The following is a 22,401-nucleotide window of genomic DNA, read 5'->3' as shown; positions in this document are numbered from 1 at the left end:
GCGCGCGGTCTGCTCCGCAGACACAACGCGCCGCCGCTACGCGGCGGAAAGATCTCCGGGCTCCGCCCGGAACCCCCTTGCTCCGCAAGGGGGTTGATGCTGCGTCACTCCGTGACGCTGAGATTCGGGTCCACTCCGTGGTCCCGAATGGAATTCGCTCCGCGAATTCAAAGCGGCTGGCTAGGGGTTCGGACGGGTGCGGGCTGACGTGGGTTCAGGGGGCGGTGTGTGTATGGGTCTTGCCTCCTCCGATTGGATCTTGGCGTAAAGGGGTGGGAACATCTTCGGGGTGCGGGCCACCCGAGGTGGCGGATCCAAACAGTTCAGGAACAGTTCCGGCAACTGCGTGCGTCATCTTGCTTGGGCCGCTATCTTATGGAGGGAAGGGCCACCCCCGGTGCAGGGTCCGGCCGGGTCTCAGCGGAGTCGGCCGGACATTCGGACGGGACGCGTAAAACCGTTTTGCGAAAGACTGAAGTACCCACTGACCGGCTCCCGATTTTTTCGCTGTAGCCGGATCCAGGCGGCCCCTGAATAGTTTTTGATAATGCGTCTGTTGCGGGTCGGAAAGGGAAACCATATGCCGGGGAAAGAGCTGTTTCCGCATCAGGTGGAGGCAGTCGATGCAGTCCTGCGTGCCTTGCAGACGCCCGTCGACGGGCACATGCCGGCCGAGGGGCTGCGGACCCAGGTCATCGCCGCGACCGGTTCGGGCAAGACGCTGATCGCCGTGCATGCGGCTCAGAAGCTGTCCGCGAGGCGGGTGTTGGTCCTGGTGCCGACCCTGGATCTGCTGACGCAGACGGCGTCCGCGTGGCGGGAGGGCGGGCGTACGGGGGCGATGGTGGGGGTGTGCTCACTGCGGGCCGAGGACTCCGACGGAGTGCCGTGCACGACGGATCCGGCTGAACTCGCCGACTGGGTAGGTGGGTTGGAACGGGTGACAGTGTTCGCCACATACGCCGCCGTCGGGCTGGGCATCCTGCAGCGCGCACACGCGGAAGGCCTGGGGGTGTGGGACCTGATGATCGTGGACGAATCCCACCGGGTCAGCGGTGACGGTTCGAAGCCGTGGGCGGCCGTGCACGACCAGAACAAGATCCCCGCAGCCCGCCGCCTCTACATGACCGCCACCGCCCGCATCTGGGAAGCACCCGAGGACGCCCGCGGTGGTGGGCGTGAACAGCCGCGGCTAATCGCAAGCATGGACCCCAACTCACCCGTCTTCGGCCCCGTTGCCTTCAAACTGACCTTGTCCGAGGCCATCAGCCGCGGTCTGGTCGCGCCGTACCAGGTCGTGTGCCTCGACATCACCGACCCCGAACTCCACAACGCGCACCAGGAGGCCGGCCCCGGCTCGGACACCGTGCGCGGGGCGCGGCTCGCCGCGCTGCAGACCGGTGTGCTCACCGCGGCGGCCAAGGAGAACCTGCGGAAGGTACTCACCTTCCACAGCAGGGTCAGCGAGGCAGAAGCCATGGCCGAGGGAGTCCTCGGCGTCGCGCAACGACTGTGGCAGGACGATCCGCGACGCTTTCCGCAACCGGAGCGGGTATGGGCCGCCTGGCTGTGTGGCGAGCACTCCCCCGGCCACCGGCGAGCCGTACTCGAGGAGTTCGCCTCGGAGGTCATCGAGAACCCGGACACCGACGGCGGGCAGGAGCTTTGGCCGGCGGCGCTGCGCGTGCTGAGCTCCGTGAAGGTGCTGGGCGAAGGCGTCGATACCGCGAATTGCGATTCCGTCGCTTTCTGCGATGCGCGGGGGTCGATGGTCGACATCGTGCAAATGGTCGGCCGGGCTCTGCGCATGAAACCCGGCGAAGGGAAAATCGCTTCGCTGATCGTGCCCGTATTCCTCGCACCGGGAGAAAACCCGGACGACATGCTCACCTCCGACGCCTACAGCACCCTCGCGAAGATCCTCGGCGCGCTCCGCGCGCACGACACCGACACCATCGAAGCCCTCACCGACCCCCGTATCCGCAACAGCACTCACCAACCCGACGAAGACGAGCGAGAAGGAGAGGGAGAGGGAGAGGGAGAGCCGGGCGAGGACGACGGCCAGGAGCAGCCCGGCGGTGAGGCGGCCGGCCGGGCACAGCCCAGCGGCCCGGCGCGGGAGCTGCTGAAGTTCAGCACACCCCGGGATCCGGCACAGCTCGCCCGGTTCGTGAAACTGCGGGTGATCGAGCCGGAAAACACCTACTGGCGGCGCGGCATCGAAGCCGCCGTGCGGTACGGGAAGGAGACCAGCGAGGAGCAGCTGAAGGTGCCCTACGACTTCATCACCCCGGGCGACTGGACACCCGCGGGCTTCCCGCTCGGGACGTGGCTCGCGGATCAGCGGCGCTTCCACAAGGCCGGACACTTGGCGGCCGCGCGGGTCACCGAGCTCGACCAGTTGGGCATGGTCTGGTCACACCAGGACATCGCCTTCGAGGAAGGGCTCACCGCCGCCCGCAACTGGGCCGGCGCCCACGGACACTTCCTGCCACCCGCCACAGCCGTCTGGGACGGCTACCCGGTCGGGACCTGGGCCAAAAACCAGCGCACCGCAGCACGGCACGCCAACAGCATCGCCCAGCGCCGCGAGGCCGGCCTCCCGGTCACATCCAGCACCGGAGCCCTCACCCAGACGCGACGCGAAGCACTGGAGGAAATCGACCCCGCCTGGTGCCCCGCATGGGACACCAGCTGGCAACGCTGCTTCCGCCTCACCCAAACCCACGTGAAAGGCGGCGGGACAGTTCCCACGGCTCCGGGAGCAGTGATCGTGCAGGGCGAAGACTTGGGCCGCTGGGTCCAGACGTGCCGCCTGGGCTGGGACACGCTCATGGCCGCCCAGCAATGGCTCCTGGAGAACGTCCTTGGCCTTGAGGCGGCCGGGGAGGATGAGCGGCCCGTGAAGCGCACACAGGACGACAAGTGGACCCTCAACCTGCGCGCCGCACGCCAGTTCCACGCCCGTGAGGGCCACCTGCGCGTACCCAGAAAACACATCGAGCACCTGCAGCCCGAAGACGGCCCGGCGGCTCCTCAGGACGGCACTGACAGGCTCGTGGAGGTCAAACTCGGCATGATCCTCGACAACACCAGACGCAGGGCCGACAACCTCACCCAACAACGCCGCACAGACCTCGACCAACTCGGCATGCGCTGGTGAACACGGCCCGCCCTATGGATGACCCGGTTCCACGTCGCCAGTCAACTGGCAACGCCACCACGCCGCCGTACGCGAGCTCCTGGCCGACAAAGCGGCCCTGACCGAGCTGCTGCCCGTGGCAGACCGCAATCGAGCCCTGCCCGCCTGATCCAGCGCCCGGTTGGCCCTGTTGGGCCCAACAGGGCCAACCGTTGCGGAAAGGTCTGGGGGTGTGCCACAGGCTCACGGGTTCTCAGGTGGCCTGCGGCCAGCCGCGCAGCAGCGCGGCGATCCTCGCGGCGGTGCAGGCAGGATCACGCAGTAGGTCGCGCAGGACAACGGCGTCCTCGCGGGTGGGCTTGATCTGGATCCCGGAGGCCTCCAGGTACATCACGCCCGTCGCGGCGGCGACGGCCATGTTGGAGCGCTCCAGCCAGCGGCAGCGGCTCAGGATGTGTACCAGGGCGGCGGCGCGGGCGTAGGGGCCGTCGTAGACAGGTTCTCCAGCAGTTCGGCACGGTGGCAGGCGACCCCTGCCACCGGCACCCGTAGTCGTCGGGGGCGGGATCCCCGCGCCCGCGATCTCCGCGACCTGCAGGATCCAGGGGACGTCGATGTACAGGTCCATTACGCGGCGTGCGCCTTGGGAGCCTGACGGCCGCCGTCTTCGACCTCGTCGAAGACGTCCTGGTGCTCATCGAGGAAGCGCTGTGCCGCGTCCAGACCCCGCCGCCGCAGCGCGGCTGCTCGCGCCGGACGCGGAGCCGCCTTCGTACGACGAGCTGGAGACACTGACGCTGCTGTACCGGGGCAACATGATGGTGCTGAACCCGGAAGTTGAGAAGGCCACCAAGGGGCTGTCCAAGGATGACGCGCCCAGGGCCTGCGCGATGGCGTGCATCGGCGAGGCGCGCATCCGTCTGAACTTCACCCCGGGGCCTGGTCTGCCCGCACGGATCGCCCATGCGCAGCGCCTGGCTCGCTCCGTGAACGCGCTTCTGGAAAACCTGGAGGTGCCACGGTGATGCGCGATGTCGAGGCCTGGTCGCCGCCGAGCGGTGACACCGTCGAACTCATCCCGGCAGGCCGCGCGTGAGAGGCGGTACGCGTGCCCTCCCGTATCGGCCTGCCTGCCCTCGCCCGTCTCGGCGACGAACAGCGGCGCCGTCATCCACGACGCGGCCGCAGGTGGCCTCGTCTGGCTCGTGCGCCCGGGAGCCGCTGCTGCGTGGAAACTGCCGCAGCCCTTCATGCACATCCAAGACGACGGCTACGTGTGGGTGCCGCCCGTCGACCGCACCGAGGAGCACCACCACCTGCGGTGGATCGTGCCGCTCGCCCGCACCTGCTACCTCACCGACCCCCAACGGCTGCACACCGCCCTCGCGGCAGAGATCGAAGCTACGACCGGGCCACACATCGCCACAGCACTCCTGCCCTGCGGCCCCTGCCTCACCGCCGAGATCTACGACGGCAGACACAACTGCGAGGGCACGTCGTCCATGGCGGTCGACTGCTCCTTGGAGATGATTCCGGTCCCGCCGGAACCGTGCCCCTGCAACCACCAGCCGCAGCCATAGAAGCCGCACCACACCCATGGCAACCAAATCTGGTCAAGGGTCGCACCCCCAGACGCCGTTCCGTCGGCGGCCCCGGAAGGACCATTCACTGCACAGGAAATCGGCGAAACACTACTGGCTGGAGTCAGGGGACGACGACGCGGCGGGGCCCGCGCCGGAGCCGAGCAGGCCCTTCGCCTCCACGGAGCCGTCGCTCAATTGATAGTAGGACTGGAGTTTATAGTATTCCCCGCCGCTATACGACGTAACAGCGTAGACGCCCTTGGGGTCGGCGTCGTACGTGTACGAAACGCTTCTCGCGAATTTCTCGATTATTGGTTCGACTTCAACGCGAGTGGGAAGCGCCATCAGATCCGAGATCAGCGCGGCAAAGGTGATCCGTTCGACTTTCGGAGAATCCCAGCTCAGGGTGGTATAGATGCCGGTCGCTTGCTGGGCGAGCTGGAGCATCTGCTCACTTGGATCCGGCAGCCCCAATTCGCGCACTATCGATCGGATGGTCTCCGGTTCGCGGCACTCAGCGGGTGCCCCGAGGAAGTAGACATTCACCGTTCTGCTCGGGTAGTCGATCCCGATCATGCTCACTTTGTCGTCCAGGCCGTGGCGGGTATAAAACTCGATATTATCGGCCAGACTGCGCGGCATGGAGGGGATGTCGGCAAGCCTCGACAGCTTCTGGAGGTTATCCATAGGGAAGAACGTCCAGGTCTTCTTGAAGCCGCCGACGACTCCGAAGTCAATACCGTGAGAGCGAACAGGGAATCGTTCCTGGACGTCCGAGAGCAGAGCGCCGCCGGGATGGTCCGCCTCCGTGGCGAGGCCGTTCGACAGCGCGAAGGCATACGGATTAACGTCCTTGGGAAGCGCCGTGAAGCGGCAGTCGAGGTCTCCTGCGTCGCGCGTCCCCACCCTGAAAGCGATCACGGCCTGAGGGAGGACATCTCCGTACGCGGTGAGGATAGGCCAGACCTTGTCATGCGAGGGGACTATATCCACTAGTCCAGCTGATTCCTCGATGACGGAGTAAAGACCTTCCAACTCACCTGTCCTGGTCATTCATCCTCCAGTGTCAGTCTTAGCGTCTATGTGATCAGGGCAAATCATTGGCAGTACGCCAGGAGCGTCACTGGCCGGAGACACGGGTTTACTCCGGCACAGAGGTCGTCGATCTCCTGGAAGGTATCTTGCAGCCGCTAGAGACCCAGTGGAATTTCGCTGTCTTTCCCGGTCGGGATAGATTTCTGGAGTCCACCGGCCGGCCTCAATCCGTCAGTGGGGTTCGACCGCTGACCGCCCTCCTCCCCCGGCCGCCCGACCCGCAGGTCCGGGTTTGACGCGCGTCAGGATTGTGCTGTTTCGGTCTGCTCAGACGGGTTCTCGGCGGCGGCGTCCGGGGGCGCGGGCAGTGGGCCGCGGCGCAGCAGCAGGCCGGCGACGACGGCGCCGGCAACGAAGATGGCGGTGCACCACCAGAACACCGTGGTGTAGCCGTCGATCGATGCGAGGTGCAGCTGCTCCGGTGACGGCTGCCCTTGTACCTGGCTGTCCAGCCAGCCGGCGGTGGCGGTGGCGGCGATCGTGTTGAGCAGTGCGGTGCCGATGGCGCCGCCGAGCTGCTGGCCGGTGCTGATGCACGCCGAGGCCATCCCCGCGTCCTGGGGTGCCACGCCGGAGGTGCCGGTGTTCATCACCGCGGCGAAGACGAAGCCCATGCCCAGACCGACCAGGATGGTCGGCCCGAGCAGGTGCGCCGCGTAGCTGGAGTCCACGCCGATCCCGGTCAGCCAGGTCATGCCGGCCGCGCTGATCAGCAGGCCTGCGACGACCAGCGGCCTGGGGCCGTACCGCGGCATCAGCTTAGTGGCGCCCACCCCGGCCCCTACGGTGGTGAACACGATCATCGGCAGCAGCGCGACGCCCGAGGTGACAGCCGAGTAGCCCAGGTCGTTCTGCATGTAGTAGACGAGGAACAGCACGACGCCGAACAGGCCGGTCCCGACGAACAGCATGGTGAGGTACGCGCCGCCGCGGTTGCGGTCGAGAACGACCCGGGGCGGCAGCAGCGGATGTGCGGCGCGTGTCTGCCAGAACGCGAATACGATCAGCAGCGCGCCGCCGAGTGTGAGGACGCCCCACGTCGAGGGTGTGCTCCAGCTGTCGTCTGCGGCGTTGGCGAAGCCGTAGACCACACAGAACATCCCGCCCGACGCCAGCAGCACCCCTGGGACGTCCATCCGGGCACCCGTCTTGGGCTGCCTGTGCAGCAGCAACATGCCGCCGACGAGCGCGATTCCAGCGAAGATCAGGTTGACGTACATGCACCAACGCCAGCTCAGGCCGGAGGTCAGCACACCACCGATGATGAGTCCCAGGCCCGCGCCGCTGGCCACGACCGCGCCGAAGATGGCGAAGGCCTTGCCCTTTTCCTTCGGGTCGGTGAACGTGGTGGCCAGCAGGGTCAGGCAGGCCGGTGCCAGCATCGCGGCGAAGGCGCCCTGGCAGGCGCGGGTCGTCACCAGCATCTCGAAGTTGGTCGAGGCGCCGCCGACAGCGGAGGCGACCGCGAAGCCGGTCAGCCCGATGAGGAAGGTCTCCTTACGGCCGATCAGGTCGGACAGCCGCCCGAAGAACAGCAGCAGGCCCCCGAACGGCAGCGCGTACGCGGTCACGATCCACTGCCTGTCGGCGTTTGTGAACTCCAGCGCTTCCTGCGCCGACGGCAGCGCGAGGTTCATCACGGTCAGGTCGAGGCCGACCATGAGGTAGGCGGTACAGATGACGGCGAGGATCAACCACCGCTTGGGGTCCCCAGTCGCCCCCGAGCCCGGCCCGGCCGCCGGGGCTGCGCTCTGTGTTGCCATGAACATCTCCTTGTTTCATCGGACTGACTTCAGGCGTCCACCCCAGGACGGGCACGGCGGCTGGTTTGTGACACGACGGCCGAGCGGGACCGGCCGGAGGAGCCCACAAGGCGCAACGCCACGGGCTCTACTGGTCCGCCTGGCACCGCCGGCGGCAAGCTGACGGGGTGACATCACTTCCGGTGGCACCCCTTCTCCAGGCCCTGCGGATCTGGATGGTTGAGGTGCTCTTCTGGTCTCGTCAGGCCGCGGGAGCACCCCGGGAGGGGGCGGAAATGCCTGAGTCGGCGCGCCTGTTGGGCGGCACTCGACAGCAAACGCGCTGGCCAGGCTGCTGCCGAATTGCACATCAACCATCTGGTAGGGCTTGGTGGGGCGGGGACCGGCGCGGTGACCGAGACCCGAACCATGGCCCCGCAGCCCCGTCAACGCGGGGCGGCGACGGGCCGTGTTCCGGTGCCCGCCGCCGCGGTAGGGTCAGTTCTGGACGTCGCCGTTGATGTGGCGCTGCACGAACTCGTGGGCCCGGTCGCCGAACTGCGCGCCCCACTCGAGGGACCTCTCGACCGTCGTCTTGAAGTGCACGCCCGCCCACACCCGGCTCATGGCGCAGTCCTTCTCGAAGTCGGCCCAGGTGGCGTAGTGCAGCTCGATGTCCTTGGCGGGGACGAGCCCCGGCTCCGTCAGCGTCGAGCCGGCAGCAACGGGATACGTCCAGTCCAGGACGTCATCGCCGAGGAAGCGCCGCGCCGCCTGCGCCTCGGCGGCGCAGAGTGTCGTGGAGCCGGACGGGTAGTCGGGGTGGTCCCCTACGGGTATGAAGCTGGCCCACTCGTCGGCGGGGATGTCGTTGACCGTCCCCTTGCCGGGTCCGCCCCAGGCGGTCACCTTGGAGTTGCCGTACACGTGCCGGACCGCGCTGTAGGGCCGCGGGGCTTCGTACTTGCGCTTCTGGTGCCAGGCGGCGATCAGGTCGTCGAACCGCGCCAAGGAGGTCACCATGAACAGGTGGCACCAGCCGTCCAAGTCCAGATCGTGGCTCAGAGCCGCGGCGCGCGGCGCCAGGGTGATGCCCACCCACTTGTTGTCGAAGAACTCCGCCTTCACCTTCTGCTCGTCGGTGAGCGCGGCCGAGGCCTTCAGGATCTCGTCCACCGAGCGCTTGTAACGGCTGGGGTTGGTGTGGTCGAGGTGATTGGGCGGGGCAAGCTTGAACTGGCTCGGGTCCCGGTAGGTGTGGGCCTTGACCAGCCCGAAGTACGGGGTGACGAACCGTTGGATGATGAAGATGCCCTTGTCGCCCCGCCCTCCGCCGACGCGGCGGGCGTGGGGGCCCATCGCCGGCTGCCAGCGTGAGGGGTTGACCAGTTTGTAGGCAGTGTTCACGGGCTTGTAGCCGGTGTAGTCGTCGTAGGGCTGGCCGTTGTACGTGCGGCCCTCGTCGCCAAGGTGGTTCATGCCGTCGCGCAGGCGGGCCTTGACGATGGCCTTGCCCGCTATGTTGCCGATGCCCACCGGAGTGGTGGGGTCCTTCGACTCGTCGTCGGGGTCCAGGCCGATCAGGGTCATCGCTTGCCGCATGACCAGCGCCCGCTCCTCGTACACGGCTTTCGCCACCTGATACCCGGCGTGCAGGGCGGCGATGTTCTTGTTTCTGTTGGTGGCGGATTCGCTGGAGGGGCGGCGGCCGATCCGGGAGTACACGCCGACCGCGGTCGGGTGGTAGGGCGCCAGCGCGTCGAACCACGACATCTGAAACAGGTGGGTGATCCAGATATAGACGGACGCGTCCATGGGGCCGATGCCGTTTTCCGCAGGCAAGGCACCGCCGGCGTTGGTGGTGATCAGGTCCCGGATGAAGTTGCCGTTGTCCAGGTCGAAGTCGATGTCGGCGGCCGGCTCCGCCGCGGGGCGGGTGGGCTGGCCGGCGGCGGCCGTTCCGGTGTGCCCCAGGGTGACCAGTGCCGCGGTGGAGGCACCGCCGACCAACAGCGACCTGCGCCGCGGTGAGGAGCCTGAGACGGGAGAATGCCTGGACGTCGTCATGGGGTGTGTCCCTTTCTCAAAAAAGAGGGCTCTGCAGTCCAGGGCGAGGTCTGGAGACAGACCATGCCTTGGAGGAGATCGAGTCGGTTGCTCTTCACCTGAGTCGTGAACCCCGGCCGCCGTCCGGGGCCTTGCGGTCCCGGACGCCGATCAGATCGTCGGGATCGGCGGTCTCGACGCTGTCACCACCGTTGTTGCCGCTGTGAGTGCTCTCGCGCCACACGGCGTTGGTCCAGGTCCATTGCGCACGAACCCCCGCTGGCTCCGTGCGACGTGCTGAACCACGGCGCTCTGCACTCGTTCTGCGCCGACCGGGGAATCGGAACTCACCGGCCGGCCATACGTTCCAGCAATTCGAGTGGGTGCGGCCGTTATACCGGTTCTTCCCGGGTTCCCATCATTGCCTTCAACTGCGGAGGTGAAAGCTGATAGTACGCCCCAAAATCAAGTGCTTCCCCGTCGGGTGACCACTTGACAACCGAAACGCATATACGTTCGCCGGCGTACGTGTACGGAGCACTTCTCATAAATTGCTCGATTTCTGGTTCCGGTCGAGCGGGAAGTGCCGACAGATCCAGGCTGCGACGCGGCGAAGGGGCGAAGGAGATCCGCTGGGTTTTCGAAGAATCCCAGCTGAAGGTGGTATAGATTCTGTACGATTTACTTGCGTACTCCAGCATTCGCTCGTCCGGTTCGGGCAGCCCGATTTCGCGAAGCATGGCCAGGATGGTCTTTGGTTCGAGGTTGCCTGCGGGGGGGAGCTGGAAGTACACATTCATTGTTTTGCGCCGGTAGTCGATCCCGATCAGTGCCACGTCGTTCAGGCCGTAGCGGGTGAAGAAATCAAGATTCTCGGCCACAGCCGGTGGCATGGACGGGATCTCGGCGAGCTTGGCGACGGCCTGCAGGTCCTGCGGGAAGTGCGGGTAGATTTTCTTGAAGCCGCCGGTGACTCCACAGTCAACAAGGTATTCGTTGACGGGGATTTTCGCCTGGATGTCCGAGATCAGGGAGCCGACGGGATGGTCCGTCCCCGCAATAAAGCCGTTCGACAGAGCATGGGCATATGGATCATCGATCCCTGGAGACACCTCGAAGGTGTATTCAAGCTCTCCTGCGCGGCCCTCGCCGGTCTGGGCGCTGAAAACAATCCTGCCCTCCGTGAGTGGGTTCCCGTACGCGGTCAGAATCGGCCAGACCTTGTCCCGTGAACAGGCTGCACCCACCAATCGAGCCGATTCCTCAATGGCCGAATACAACTCTTCTGTCGCAGTGCCTACGGACATCCACCCTCCACGCAGTCGACGTTAGCAATTGTTTTCACAGGGAATCCCACACTCCATCTTCCCCGGAAGATAACTTGCGGCCCCTCGTGATCCAGTGGAGTTTCGCTATCTTTCCGGTCGGGGTGGGTTTCTGGAGTCCACCGGCCTCGATCGCGTCGCCTCCGGCACCCCGAAATCCCGCGCCCACCTGCGCCACGCGAGGGGCAGGGGAGCTTGCTTGAAGCAGCCCAACTTCCGCCGCGGCGAATTCAGTTCACGCCTTCGGTCGCGGATGAGCCAGGAGACGTGCTCAACCAGCTCGTGCGTTCCGGTGCGGTGGTGGGCCCAGGTGCGGGTGGTGAGGGTGGCGAGGGTGGCGAGGGTGGCGCCCCGGGTCACGGACAACCGCCGATTCCACCCGGCACGCCATGGCCTTCGACACCCACACCCCTGCAGCTCAGGGCACGCTTCGTCGCTCAGCGATCAGATCACAACGATCACGGCACAGGCGCATCACATGCGTCGTGGGCGTGCCGCTGAGGGTGCGGTTCGATGGTGGCTCATGCCGGGTAGCCACCGAAGCGCCGGTCCCGTCCCCGAAGGTCCTTGAGCGCGCTGTCGAAGTCGGCTCGCGTCATGTCGGGGAACAGGACCGGAGAGAAGTACAGCTCGGCGTACGGGGACATCAGCGGAAAGAAGGACGACATGCGGATCGCGCCGCCGGTGCGGATGATGAAGTCGACCTGTTTCGGGACGTACGCGTTGCTGGTCAGGATGTCCTCGGTCATGGCCGGGACTTTTCCGTTGAACTTGTTGAAGATGCCGATGACCTCGCGGGAGAGGGACATTCCCAGGATGTAGTGCAGAGTGAACTCCGAGTCCTTGTTCGACTCGTCCCGCAGTTCCTCCAGCTCGGTGAGGTAACGGTCGGGCACAAGGTCGAGCGACCCGGAGAAATCGAAGTTGAAGTCGCCGTGACACTGTCGCACCACGTCGTTGAACGCGACCAAGAACGTTGTCACCGCGGACTCGGGACGGCTGAAGTTCGCGGCGGAGGAGGTCGTGATGTAGAGGGTCGTGACGCCCCCCTCCCTGGCCCAGCCCATGAACTCGACAAGCTTGTCCGCCATCGCCGTGTAGCCGTCGTCGAGGGAAACGCCGTGCGCCTGGGACCATCGGCGCATTCCGTCCGGCAGCAGCATCATGTGGGTCACCGTGAGCTCCTTTGGCTGCGTGGTCTGTCAGATGTGACGGGTGCGTAGCCACGCCGAGGCTGCCGGTGGCTCAGTAGCCGTTGACGAGCTGGATGATCCGCTCGGGCGTCGGTTGGTTGCTACGCATGCCTCCCCTGCTGGCCCCGGCAGCGACAACACTAAAAACAGCACAACTGGTCTGTCAACACCGCACCCATATACGCTGCGTTTACTTGCCCGGGAGCGGGAGGCCGCGAGGCCGCAGAAGCCGCCAAGGCCCAATACCCCTTATTTTCCCGTACAGTTCAAGGATTCCGGGGTCGCCCTGTGCGGCATCCCGAAGGCCGGCGAGAGAGGCGACGATGACAAGCGGTGATCAATAAACAGACCATTCGGTCGGCTATTGCCCGGGCTCACTGCTGTGACCGCCCCTGTTGAGGGTGCGCCGGTCCGTGATTGCCGGGCGGCCGACGAGCCGCGGTCACGCACCACACGGCCGAACGCCAGACCCGCAATAGGCTGCGCGGCCCCACACCCTGACGTGGGATCAGCCGTTCGCGCCCCTCGCGGACAGCAGCTCGGCGACCTTGGCGACGGTGCCGGCGCCGGCCAGCTCGTCCCCGGCCACGTCGATGCCGTACTGCTTCGTCGGGATGACCGCCAGCTCGATCAGGACCAGGGAGTCGAGGTCGAGGCTCTCGAAGCCGGTGTCCGCCGAAGTGCCGGCCACAGGGCACTGCCTCACACGGCGACGGTCGCAACGGGTCCGCGGAAGGTGCCCGGACTCAGCCGGTCAGATGACAGGTCACGCCCGGTCCGCCAGCTGGTCCCGGAGCTGGCGGGCCAGCGCGAGCCGCTGCACCTTCAGGGTGGCGGTCCGGGGCAGTTCGGCCTGCGGGATCTGGATCGGGTCGGCCAGCTGGGGGAAACCGGCGACGGCCGCGCGCCAGCGGTCGCGGTCCAGCGGCTTGTCGTCGACGGTGCAGACCACCGGGACCGGCTCGGAGTTCGGGCCCTGGACCACGACCAGCTCGATCAGCTCGTCCAGCTTGCTCAGCACGACATCCTCGACCTCCAGGGAGCTGCGCACCCCGGGAATCATGTCGACCTCCCGGTCGAGCATGTGCAGGCAGCCGAGTTTGGTGCGGTACCCGACGTCGCCGGTGCGCCACCAGTCGCCGTTGCGGTTGGTGTCGTATCGCTCCTGCTCGGCGAAGTAGGTCTTCGCCAGGCCGTCCCACGCGACCTCGATGAAGCCGGGGTCCTTCTCCGAGGGGGGCCTGCCGTCCCGGCTCACCACGCGGACCTTCGCGGCGCCCCTGGGCATGGCCCAGCCGACACAGCGCCCGTTCGCCTTGTGGGCGGAGTTGCGGAAGTAGGCGCGGCCCACGGCCGGGCCGACCTCGCTCTGCCCGTAGATCTGGAAGAACAGGGCCCCCCGCCGGTCGGAGGACTTGAGCAGCTGGCTCATCGTGCGGGGGTGGATCGCGTCGAACGTGCTGCTGAAGACCTTCACCGACCCAAACGGCTTTCGTGGGTCTTCGGTGAGGTCCTCCCACTCCATCAGCGAGTTGGGAAGCGCCTCGACGAATACCGGCCGGTGCTGGAGGAACTGCTTGGCGACGTCGGCGGGATCCGACTCCCTCATGAGCAGGACCGGGAACTCCTTGAGGAGTGCCAGGGACATCGCCGCGACCATCCTTGAGTGCACGAAGGGGATGTTGATCGCGACGGTCTCCTTCTTCCGCATCAGTGCGAGCAGTCGCCACTGCGGTACGAGGCGCAGGCCCTGGGTGCGGGGTGTGTGCACCACGAGCTTGGGAATCCCGGTGGTGCCGGAGGTGTGGGTGATCACGGCGGCCTCGTCGATCGGCCGGACCACGGGCTTGACCCGCGGCGCACCGGCGAGTTCGGCGAGTGAGATCGCCCCGGGCCGGTCGCCGCCCACGGTGATCACTCGCTTGGTGAGGTCCGCGAGCGGCATCTCGGCCAGTTTGTCGAGCTTGTGTACGTCGGTGAGCAGGTTCGGCTGGTCCACCCGTTCGAGGAGGGCGCCGACGGTCGCGGCGTCCAGGGCGGGCGACAGCATCACGACGACCGCTCCGATGCGGGATGCCGCGGCGGCGAGGAACCAGATGTCGGCGTTGGCGCTCTTGTGGATCACGACGTGTTCGTCGCGGCGGACGCCGGCCGCCCACAGGCGGGCCGCGAGGTCGTCCACGTGGTCGGCGAACTGAGTGACGGTCAGGTGGCGTCCTGCCTCGGGCAGGACGTCCAGGTCGTGGTCCAGGGTGATCGGCGTCGACCCGTTCACGGCCGCGGCCATCTCCGGCAGCAGGCCGATGTGAAGACCGCGCTTCTGTATCGATTTGTAGGCGGTGGAGCCCTTCATGGGGACTGTCTCCTTTGCGGCGTGGGTGGCACAGGCGAACGGGCCGGGCACGGGCGCGCACCTCGGACGTGCCCGTGCCCGTGCTCGTGCGCCAAAGGTTGCTCCTCAGAGGGCCGCGCGCAGGACCCGCGCGGGTGCCGCGTGGGTCCGCAGTGCGCTACGCAGGGCCTGCGCGACCCGTTCGACCTGGTTCATGCTCAGCTCGGCGTGCATGGGTATGGCGAGATTGCGCTGGAAGAGATCCGCCGAGACCGGGCATGCCTGCTTCGTCTCGAACACGGGCTGCAGGTGGGTGGCCCATGTGCCGTGCCCGCAGCCGATGCCCTGAGCGCGCAGGTCGGTGGCGACCCCGGCGCGGTCCACGCTCTGGTCCAGCGTCACCATGTAGGACTGCCAGGCGTGGGTACGGTCGGCGGGTACGTGCGGCAGCGTGAGGAGTTCCTCGTCGGCGAGCAGTTCGGCGTAGCGCGCCGCGACGGCGCTGCGACGCTCAAGGAGCTCGTCGATCCGGCCTATCTGCACCTGCAGGATCGCCGCGGCGATGTCGGAGAGCTTGAAGTTGTAGCCGATCTCGGTGAACTCCGGGATCGGCAGGCCGACGATCTGCGCCTGGTCGAAGATGCTTCCGATACCGAAGGACGACCGCAGCCTGGCATCCGCCGCGATCGCCGGGTCGGTGGCGATCAGGGCCCCGCCCTCACCGCTGGTGGCTCCCTTGCGGCCGTGGAAGGACAGGCAGGCCACCTGTGCCAGCGCACCCGCCTCGCGCCCCTGGTACGTCGCGCCCACCGCGCAGGCGGCGTCCTCGACCAGGAACAGGCCATGGCGGTCCGCGGTCTCCTGCAGCTCCGCATAGTCCGCGGGCAGACCGACCGTGTCCACCGCGATCACACCTACGGTCCGCGGACCGATCAGGTCCGCCACGGCCTGCGGGTTCACGGTGCCGGTGTCGGCGCGCACGTCGGCGAAGACCGGGACCGCGCCGACGTATCGCACCGCGTGGGCGGGTGCCGGGAAGGTGTAGTCGGCGACGATCACTTCGTCGCCCGGCTTGACGCCGAGCGCGAGCATGGCCAGGTGGAGCGCGGCGCCGCAGTTGCTCACCGCGACCGCACCACCGGCGCCGTAACGCTGCTTCAGCTGGGCTTCCAGGGCTGTGCCCCTGGGGCCCTGGCCGGCCGGCCAGCCCGAGGCGAACACCTCCGCGACGGCTGCCAGCTCCTGCTCACCCAGGCTCGCGTGAACGAGGGGAATCGTGTCCATCGTGCTCATCTCCGTTACGCTCCACGCTCTGTTGCCGACTGGGGACGAAGGAGGGTGGGGGGTTCGTAGCGAAGCGGCGTGAGCTGGCTGACGTCGTAACGCTGACGCATCCGCTCCACGGCGTCGGCGTCCACCGACCCGCCGCCGGCCGCCCAGATCTCCGCGATCTCCTCGAAGTAACGTTCGTGATCGGGTGACGGGTAGCTTTGGAACAGCATGCGTGCCGGCTTGTCCGTGGCGTTCCTGAACGCGTGCGGGATTCCAGGTGGGACAAACATGCAGGCACCCTCGGTTGCCCGGACGACCCGGTCTCCGTCGGGAGACTCCCAGTCGTGCCAGGATTCCTCGGTACGCTTGGCCGGCTCGAACGCCAGGAGCTGCAGTTCCCCTTCCAAGACGTAGAAGAACTCCTGCGAATCGTTGTGGACATGCGCCCCGACATCGAATCCGGGCGGCACAACCACCTCGAAGATCGATACGGAGGAGCCTTGCGCCTTGGTGGCCTTGAAGGTCACTTCCTGCGCCTTTGTGATCAGTTTTCTCCCCTGACCGGGTGGAAGGATGAGGCCCGTCATGCGAGGGTTTCCAGGTCGCCCAGTGCGTCGACGCCCCATCGGCCCAGCGCCATTTCCGCGGTGATTCCGGGACCGAAACCCGCGATCAGACCGGTGGCGTCAGGCAGCAGGTTGTCCTCTTCGAACAGCCTGCGCGCCGCGTCGAATACGACGGCGCTGGCGATGTTTCCGTACTCGGTCAGGGTCGCCCAGCTGTGGCGGAACACCTGACGGTCGACGTCGAGGAACTTGGCGAGATCGTCCAGAATCCGTGGGCCGCCGGCGTGGACGATGTAGAAGTCGAGCTTGCCGGCGTCCCAGCTGTGGTCCTTGGCGAACTCTCGTAGTACCGGTGCCAGTGGTTCCATCGTCCCGGGGACCCGGCGATCCAGCTGGAAGTGGAAGCCGGTGTCGCGCACGGCGTAGGAGATCCAGTCCTCGGTGTTCGGGATGAGATACGAAGCATTGCGCTCCAGATCTATGCCGACTCCACCGTTACCGTTGCCCCGTACCACGGCTGCCGCGACCGCGTCACCGAACAACCCGTCGGACAACAGCGAACCGATACCGTCGTCGTCGGGCTGGTAACACAGCGAGCACAGCTCGCACGATACGATCAGGACATTGCTACCGGGGTGGGCCAGGCAGAAATCGTGGGCCCGGTTGACCGCCGCGCCACCCGCCGCGCACCCCAGCTGTGCGATGGGTATCTGTCTAGTATCGTATCGAAGTCCCATGTGGTTGATCAGCCATGCGGTCAGCGACGGCATCAGAAACCCTGTGCATGACACGTATATGATCGCGTCGATTTCACGTGCCGTTACATCGGCGTTGCCCAGGGCTTGTTCGATGACCTCGGGGCACCGCTTCTTGGATTCGACCTCATAGATACGGTTGCGTTCCTCGAGGCCCGGGTGGCGGAGTGTTTTTTCAATGGGCTGTACAATATGCCGCTTCTGCACTCCCGTGTTCCGAATCAGTCGAAGCGCCAAAGGAAGCTGCGGCTTTCCACCGTGGACTCTTTCGGCAAAATCCAGAGTCTCTTCCATCGTGATGACATATTCCGGCACGCTCACCGCGGGCTTGCATAGCCTCGGCATATCCGGGATCTTCTTTCTCTAGAGTCTGCCTTCTGTACGTGAAGAAGCTGCGCACCAACCCGGAGCCGTGCCCGTCGGATTACTCTCGTCGGGAGACGGCTCGAAGGGTGTGATCTCGTTCGTCCCGGCCGGTGGCGCCGAAGCGGCGCACCTCGGTCACGGCGCGACAGGCTGCCTGCCGTCATCTGCGCGTGACTCAGGGGCGGTTGGGGCAGCGCCGGCCAGGCTCGCTCACGCCAGAACCGCGCAACGAGCAGGCCGGCCCGAGGTGGTGAGGAGATCTCGTATGCGCGGTGTTCTGCGAGCGTCCCGACGGCCGCGCCCCGACATGGCGCAGCAGGGCACCGTCACACGCTGCGGCTTCTCGACCGCCTGCGCGCAGAGCCGTGGCGCGGGGGATGCGAGAGGGAAACCTGCCCCGCAGCAACTTTTGGGCAGGGTAGGCGTGCTGAGATAGTGACACGGTTGGCGGCTCCCCGCCAAGGGCGCCTCGAAGTGACCCGGGTCACCCCGAACAAGGTCGCACACAGCGGAGCCGCGATGGCGGTGGTGCGCGGTGGGACGTGGCGTGCCGGGTCAGCCTGCCGTGTTCCGTTCCGGCGGCAGGATCAGGGTGGGTTCCAGGACGACGCGGGTGGCGGGCTCTTCGCGGACCCACGCCGGCGCGGGGCGGGCGCCACCCTGCTGGCGCCATCCGGCCTGGGCGGCCACCACGGCGACGTAGGGGATGACAACCCCGCCGACCAGGGCGCAGACGGCGAGGGCGGGCCAGCGGTTCCAGGTGGCGGCCATCACGACCACGCAGGCGGTGCGCACCATCATGGCGACGATGTAGCGGCGCTGGCGGCCGCGTATGTCCTGTGTCAGGCCTGTGCGCGCCCGGGTGATGGACTCGGCCCGGGGTGTGTTCCGGTGCCATGGCGTTTTGCTCATCGGGCCTCCGTGGGGCTCCTGCATGGGCGCCGGAAAACCGGGAAGGGAGCGGGACCTGCCGGCCTGGGCGCCGGATCCCGCGCTGTGCGGACGTTCGCCTGTCCCGCGGCCGCACGCTGCGGGGGTGGCTCGATGAACGACGGCGGCGCGGGTGACCGTTCCTTGATCACCCGCGCCGCTGTTCCTGGCCCGGTGTCCTGCGAGGTGCCGCCGGGTCAGTGCAGTTGCTGGTCCGGCTCCCGTCCCTCGACGGGGCTCTGGGCGGCGGTTTCCAGGTGCCCGTTGGAGGAGGCGTGCTCGGTGGGCGGGTGACCGATGTGTTCCAGGGCCCGCCGCATCTCCTGCGGTGTCGGTTTCGCGACCTGCCCGCCGTACAGCCAGCGGCTGAGCCGGTAGCGCAGCGCCTCTTTGCGGGCCTGCGGGTTGGGCACGCCGTCGCGTTCCGGCGCGGGTGCCGGCAGCGGCTGGGGCGTCTCCCCGGAGAGCAGCGTGTACTCCCGCCCGCGGTCCAGGCGCGCGTGCACCTCGACGAACTCGCCGTGCGGCAGCCTCTTGATCTTTCCGGTCTCGCGGCCGTGCAGGAGCTTGTCGCGCTCGCGCTGCTGCAGGCCCAGGCAGATCCGCCTGGTGATGAAGTACGTCAGTGCCGGGACGAGGAAGACGCCGATCCGTACCGCATAGGTGATGAAGTTCAGGGACAGATGGAATTTCTCGGCCAGGACGTCGTTGGCGCCGCCGAAGAACAGCACCAGGTAGAGGGCGACGAAGGCGCAGCCGAATCCGGTTCGCGTGGGGTGTTCGCGGGGCCGGTCCAGGAGGTGGTGCTCGCGTTTGTCGCCGGTGACCCAGGCTTCCAGGAACGGCCAGAGGGCGATCACGCCGATCATCACCCCGGGCAGGATGACGGCGGGTATCAGCACGCTGAAGTTGATGGTGTAGCCGCCCCAGACGGTGAGCTCCCAGGCGGGCATGGCGCGCAGGGCGCCTTCGAGGAAGCCCATGTACCAGTCGGGCTGGGAGCCCTGGGAGATCTGGTCGGTGCGGTAGGGCCCGTACTTCCAGATCGGGTTGATGGTGGCGATGGCCGCCATCAGCGAGAGGACTCCGAAGACCAGGAAGAAGAAGCCGCCGGCCTTGGCGGAGTAGTGCGGCATCAGGGGCTGGCCGACGACGTTCGCCTCGGTGCGGCCCGGGCCGCGGAACTGGGTGTGCTTGTGGTAGAAGACCAGGATCAGGTGGACGGTGAGCAGGGCCAGCATGATTCCTGGGACCAGCAGGATGTGGAAGCTGTAGAACCGGGTCACGATGTCGGTTCCCGGGTATTCGCTGCCGAACAGGAACATCTGCACATACGTGCCGACGAGCGGGATGGCCAGGATGATGCCCTGTGCGATGCGCAGGCCGGTGCCGGAGAGCAGGTCGTCGGGGAGTGAGTACCCGAGGAAGCCCTCCAGGGTGACCAGGATGATGAGCACGATGCCGATCAGCCAGTTGACCTCGCGCGGCTTGCGGAACGAGGCGGTGAGGAAGTGGCGCAGCGTGTGCAGGCAGAGCGCGCCGATCATGGTCAGGGCCGACCAGTGGTGCAGTTGGCGGATGAACAGGCCGCCGCGCACCTCGAAGCTGATTTTGACTGTGGAGGCGTAGGCCTCGGACATCCTGACGCCCTGCAGCGGGACGTGCGGGCCGTCGTAGACGACCTCGCCCATGCTCGGTGTGAAGAACATGGTGAGCCAGAGCCCGGTGAGGATCAGGATGATGAAGCTGTAGAGCGCCATCTCGCCGAACATGAACGACCAGTGCTCGGGAAAGACTTTGCGGACCAGGAACCGCCACTTGTAGATCCCAAGCCGCCCGTCCGCCCAGTCGGCGATGCGCTCGCCGCTCTGCGGCGCCTTGGTGCGCTCGCTCGGCGGCGCCTCTTCGATCGTGCTCATACCCGCGTGCCCTTCCCTCGCCGCTCGGCCGTCCCAGGCACACCCGTTCCAGCCGGTGTGAGGTCGGTGGTGGGGGCGGCCTGCCGCGGCGCAAGCGGGCCCGTGCCCTGGAACGCTATCGACGCGCGATGCGGCCGGGCAACCAAGCTTGAGCTGGAGCCCTGTCTCAACTGGACTGATTCTTGAGCGAGTTTCGAGCCGCTCGGGGGCACGGTGGCCTCCTTTGTACGTAACAGGCCGGGATATCCGACTGAGTTGCCGGTGCGCGCCCGCTCACGGTCACTCAAGTCGACTTCTACAGCGGCTGGTTGCTCCACTCTTTTCATAGGCGGAAGGGTATGACCGCACTCCTCCCGGCTCGCGACCGGGTCCGGCTTGCCATGCGGCCCGAAGAGGGGGCGCTTACGGCCGCCGCTCCCCGGCCGGTGCCGCGGCCGGCCACTGCGCCGACGAGCCCGTGGGCCGCGACCGGGCGGAGCCGGCGGAGATGCCGATGGCGGGTACGGTCGGCGCGGCGGAGCGGCGCAGCCGCGCGTCCGGGCCGTGGGTGGCGCTGGGCGGCGTCGCCGGGGCCGGGGCGCGCGGGCCGCGCAGTGCGGCGCGCAGCACGCGCGGCCGCAGCACGGCGGTGGGCGGGGCGAGCGTCTGAAGGCGTTCGAGCAGCAGCGTCGCCGCGTACTGGTCGGTGGTCGCGGCGGCCGCGATCCGGGCCGTGTGCCGGCTGCCGAGCCGGGCGCGCAGTGCGGCCGGCCGGTCCTGGTCCACCCGCGCCGCGCTCAGGTTGCGGGTGCTCAGCTGCCAGGCGGGGGCCACGTGGTGGGCGAGGGCCCGGCGCAGCCGGTAGCTGAGTCCGACCGCTGTGCCGTTGCTGGTCAGCATGTGGTCCAGGACGAGGGCGCACTGCACGGCGAGGGTCATGCCCTGGCCGTGGGCCGGGTCGAGGGCGGCGAGGGCGTCGCCGACGACGAGGAACTGGTCGGGCCAGCGGCGCAGCTTCTCGTAGTGGCGCCAGCGGTTCTCGGTGCGGCAGCCGTAGACGGGGCCGAGCGGTGTGGCGGCCTCGATGACGTCGCGCAGCAGGGGGTGGCGCAGGGCGCCCGCGGCGCGCAGCAGGCCTTCGTGGTCGGTGGGTGGTCGTGTGCTGTCGGTGGTGCTGAGTGACACCGACCAGCGGCCGCCCTCGATGGGGTTGAGCGTGCCTTGGTGCGGATTGCCGGGTGAGGCCATGAGTAAGAGGCTTTTCCAGTCGGCGACATGGCCGACGGGTGGCGCGAATACGGTGGTTGCGTGGGAGGTTCGGGCGTCGGCCACCGTTTCCCTGGGCGGTGTGTAGCCGAGTTCGGCCAGCCATTGGGGGGCGCGCGAGCCGTGCCCGGAGGCGTCCACCACGAATTCGGCGGATATCAGGCGCCTGGGGGTCCAGCCGCCGGGTGCCTGCCGGTCCCGGCCGCGCGCCCATACGCCGGTGACGGTGTCGTGGCGGCCGGGTTGCAGGCAGAGCACCTCGTGTTCCTGCAGGAAGGTCACTTTGGGGTCGGCGCGCAGCCGGTCGCGTACCACCGAGTCGATCAGGTCGCGGCCGGCGCTGAGCATCGACAGGTCGGAGTCGAACCGGGGCAGCCAGCCGCCGGGGCCGAGCAGCAGCATGTCCTGGGGCATGCGGACGCGGACCGCTCCGGCGCGGGTCAGGTCCTGGCCGATGCCGGGGAAGAGCTGCTCCAGGCCCTGGTGGGCGGCGGTCATGAGGCTGTGTGTGTGCCGCGCCTGGGGCAGGCCTCGGCGCCGCCCGGGTCCGCGTGGCACCCGGTCGCGCTCGATCACGGTGACCCGGTCCATGAAGTTGGCCAGGGCCCGTGCCGCGGTGAGGCCGGCGAGGCTCGAGCCGATCACCACGGCGTGGCCATGGCCGCCACTCCCGTCGACAACACGTGCGTCCAGACTCAACTCGGCTGCCCCTCCTGTGTGTTGTGATTGCATCATGCGGGGCACGGCCGTCCGTGCGGCGGGGTTTGGCCGGCCGGGGGCGGAGTCTTGAGTGGCCGTCGAGGCGTTCGCGAGGAGGGCTCGAGCGGCGCCGCGCGCGGAGCGCCGGGAACGGCGGGGACCGGGCCTGCTCAGGCCGCCGGTGCCGGGAC

General features: G+C 67.5%; 17 protein-coding genes and 1 pseudogene. 3 read left to right on the top strand and 15 right to left on the bottom strand.

The genetic code is table 11. The features are described from left to right. Window positions 1-547 precede the first annotated feature (547 nt). On the top strand, window positions 548-3,163 hold the full coding sequence (locus ACIHCQ_RS18175; protein ID WP_399663061.1) for a Helicase associated domain protein: 2,616 nt from the start codon (window positions 548-550) through the stop codon (window positions 3,161-3,163). Between the two features lie 232 nt (window positions 3,164-3,395). Here the strand turns inward: ACIHCQ_RS18175 and ACIHCQ_RS18170 are convergent. Then, window positions 3,396-3,770, bottom strand: a pseudogene (locus ACIHCQ_RS18170) (fic family toxin-antitoxin system, toxin component). Window positions 3,771-3,852: 82 nt separating this feature from the next. Here ACIHCQ_RS18170 and ACIHCQ_RS18165 point away from each other — a divergent pair. Together ACIHCQ_RS18165 and ACIHCQ_RS18160 are read left to right on the top strand one after the other, a co-directional pair. Then, window positions 3,853-4,167, top strand: a complete 315-nt coding sequence (locus tag ACIHCQ_RS18165; RefSeq protein WP_399663059.1) for a DUF6415 family natural product biosynthesis protein — start codon at window positions 3,853-3,855, stop codon at window positions 4,165-4,167. A 225-nt stretch (window positions 4,168-4,392) separates the two neighbouring features. Then, window positions 4,393-4,722, top strand: a complete 330-nt coding sequence (locus tag ACIHCQ_RS18160; RefSeq protein ID WP_399663058.1) for a hypothetical protein — start codon at window positions 4,393-4,395, stop codon at window positions 4,720-4,722. 111 nt (window positions 4,723-4,833) lie between these two features. Here the strand turns inward: ACIHCQ_RS18160 and ACIHCQ_RS18155 are convergent, their stop codons facing one another. The 14 genes from ACIHCQ_RS18155 to ACIHCQ_RS18090 all read right to left on the bottom strand — a co-directional run bounded on the left by ACIHCQ_RS18155 (window position 4,834) and on the right by ACIHCQ_RS18090 (window position 22,210). Then, window positions 4,834-5,778 carry an aromatic prenyltransferase gene (locus ACIHCQ_RS18155; RefSeq protein WP_399663056.1) on the bottom strand — a complete coding sequence of 315 codons (945 nt, stop codon included), beginning with the start codon at window positions 5,776-5,778 and terminating at the stop codon, window positions 4,834-4,836. A 284-nt stretch (window positions 5,779-6,062) separates the two neighbouring features. Next, window positions 6,063-7,583 (bottom strand): MFS transporter, encoded by a 1,521-nt coding sequence (locus ACIHCQ_RS18150; RefSeq protein WP_399663054.1) that lies wholly within the window; start codon window positions 7,581-7,583, stop codon window positions 6,063-6,065. Window positions 7,584-8,060: 477 nt separating this feature from the next. Further along, the gene (locus tag ACIHCQ_RS18145; protein ID WP_399663052.1) at window positions 8,061-9,629 is read right to left on the bottom strand and encodes a vanadium-dependent haloperoxidase; all 1,569 of its coding nucleotides are present in this window, start codon (window positions 9,627-9,629) and stop codon (window positions 8,061-8,063) included. 94 nt (window positions 9,630-9,723) lie between these two features. After that, window positions 9,724-9,852 carry a DUF397 domain-containing protein gene (locus tag ACIHCQ_RS18140; RefSeq protein ID WP_399663050.1) on the bottom strand — a complete coding sequence of 43 codons (129 nt, stop codon included), beginning with the start codon at window positions 9,850-9,852 and terminating at the stop codon, window positions 9,724-9,726. A 148-nt stretch (window positions 9,853-10,000) separates the two neighbouring features. Further along, window positions 10,001-10,915, bottom strand: coding sequence for an aromatic prenyltransferase (locus ACIHCQ_RS18135; RefSeq protein WP_399663049.1), 915 nt, complete (start codon window positions 10,913-10,915; stop codon window positions 10,001-10,003). A 539-nt stretch (window positions 10,916-11,454) separates the two neighbouring features. Then, window positions 11,455-12,099: an undecaprenyl diphosphate synthase family protein gene (locus tag ACIHCQ_RS18130; protein WP_399663104.1), complete on the bottom strand. Its 645-nt coding sequence runs from the start codon at window positions 12,097-12,099 to the stop codon at window positions 11,455-11,457. A 535-nt stretch (window positions 12,100-12,634) separates the two neighbouring features. Continuing rightward, entirely contained in the window at window positions 12,635-12,817 is a 183-nt protein-coding gene (locus ACIHCQ_RS18125) for a phosphopantetheine-binding protein (RefSeq protein ID WP_399663047.1), read from the bottom strand. Between the two features lie 75 nt (window positions 12,818-12,892). Then, a complete protein-coding gene (locus ACIHCQ_RS18120) occupies window positions 12,893-14,479 on the bottom strand; it encodes a class I adenylate-forming enzyme family protein (RefSeq protein WP_399663045.1) in 1,587 nt (528 codons plus the stop codon). Between the two features lie 105 nt (window positions 14,480-14,584). After that, the gene (locus ACIHCQ_RS18115; RefSeq protein WP_399663102.1) at window positions 14,585-15,742 is read right to left on the bottom strand and encodes a DegT/DnrJ/EryC1/StrS family aminotransferase; all 1,158 of its coding nucleotides are present in this window, start codon (window positions 15,740-15,742) and stop codon (window positions 14,585-14,587) included. 14 nt (window positions 15,743-15,756) lie between these two features. Continuing rightward, window positions 15,757-16,317, bottom strand: a complete 561-nt coding sequence (locus tag ACIHCQ_RS18110; RefSeq protein ID WP_399663043.1) for a cupin domain-containing protein — start codon at window positions 16,315-16,317, stop codon at window positions 15,757-15,759. Then, window positions 16,314-17,396, bottom strand: coding sequence for a type III polyketide synthase (locus ACIHCQ_RS18105; protein ID WP_399663041.1), 1,083 nt, complete (start codon window positions 17,394-17,396; stop codon window positions 16,314-16,316). The genes ACIHCQ_RS18110 and ACIHCQ_RS18105 overlap by 4 nt, the downstream gene beginning before the upstream one ends. Before the next feature lie 576 nt (window positions 17,397-17,972). Next, on the bottom strand, window positions 17,973-18,329 hold the full coding sequence (locus ACIHCQ_RS18100) for a DUF3099 domain-containing protein (protein WP_399663039.1): 357 nt from the start codon (window positions 18,327-18,329) through the stop codon (window positions 17,973-17,975). A 215-nt stretch (window positions 18,330-18,544) separates the two neighbouring features. Next, window positions 18,545-20,266 (bottom strand): cytochrome bc complex cytochrome b subunit, encoded by a 1,722-nt coding sequence (locus tag ACIHCQ_RS18095; RefSeq protein ID WP_399663037.1) that lies wholly within the window; start codon window positions 20,264-20,266, stop codon window positions 18,545-18,547. Window positions 20,267-20,668: 402 nt separating this feature from the next. Beyond that, window positions 20,669-22,210 (bottom strand): FAD-dependent oxidoreductase, encoded by a 1,542-nt coding sequence (locus tag ACIHCQ_RS18090; RefSeq protein ID WP_399663035.1) that lies wholly within the window; start codon window positions 22,208-22,210, stop codon window positions 20,669-20,671. Between the last annotated feature and the right edge of the window lie 191 nt (window positions 22,211-22,401).

The organism is Streptomyces sp. NPDC052236 (genome assembly GCF_044548015.1).
Lineage (GTDB): Bacteria > Actinomycetota > Actinomycetes > Streptomycetales > Streptomycetaceae > Streptomyces.
This window is presented reverse-complemented; position numbering and strand designations above follow the sequence as displayed.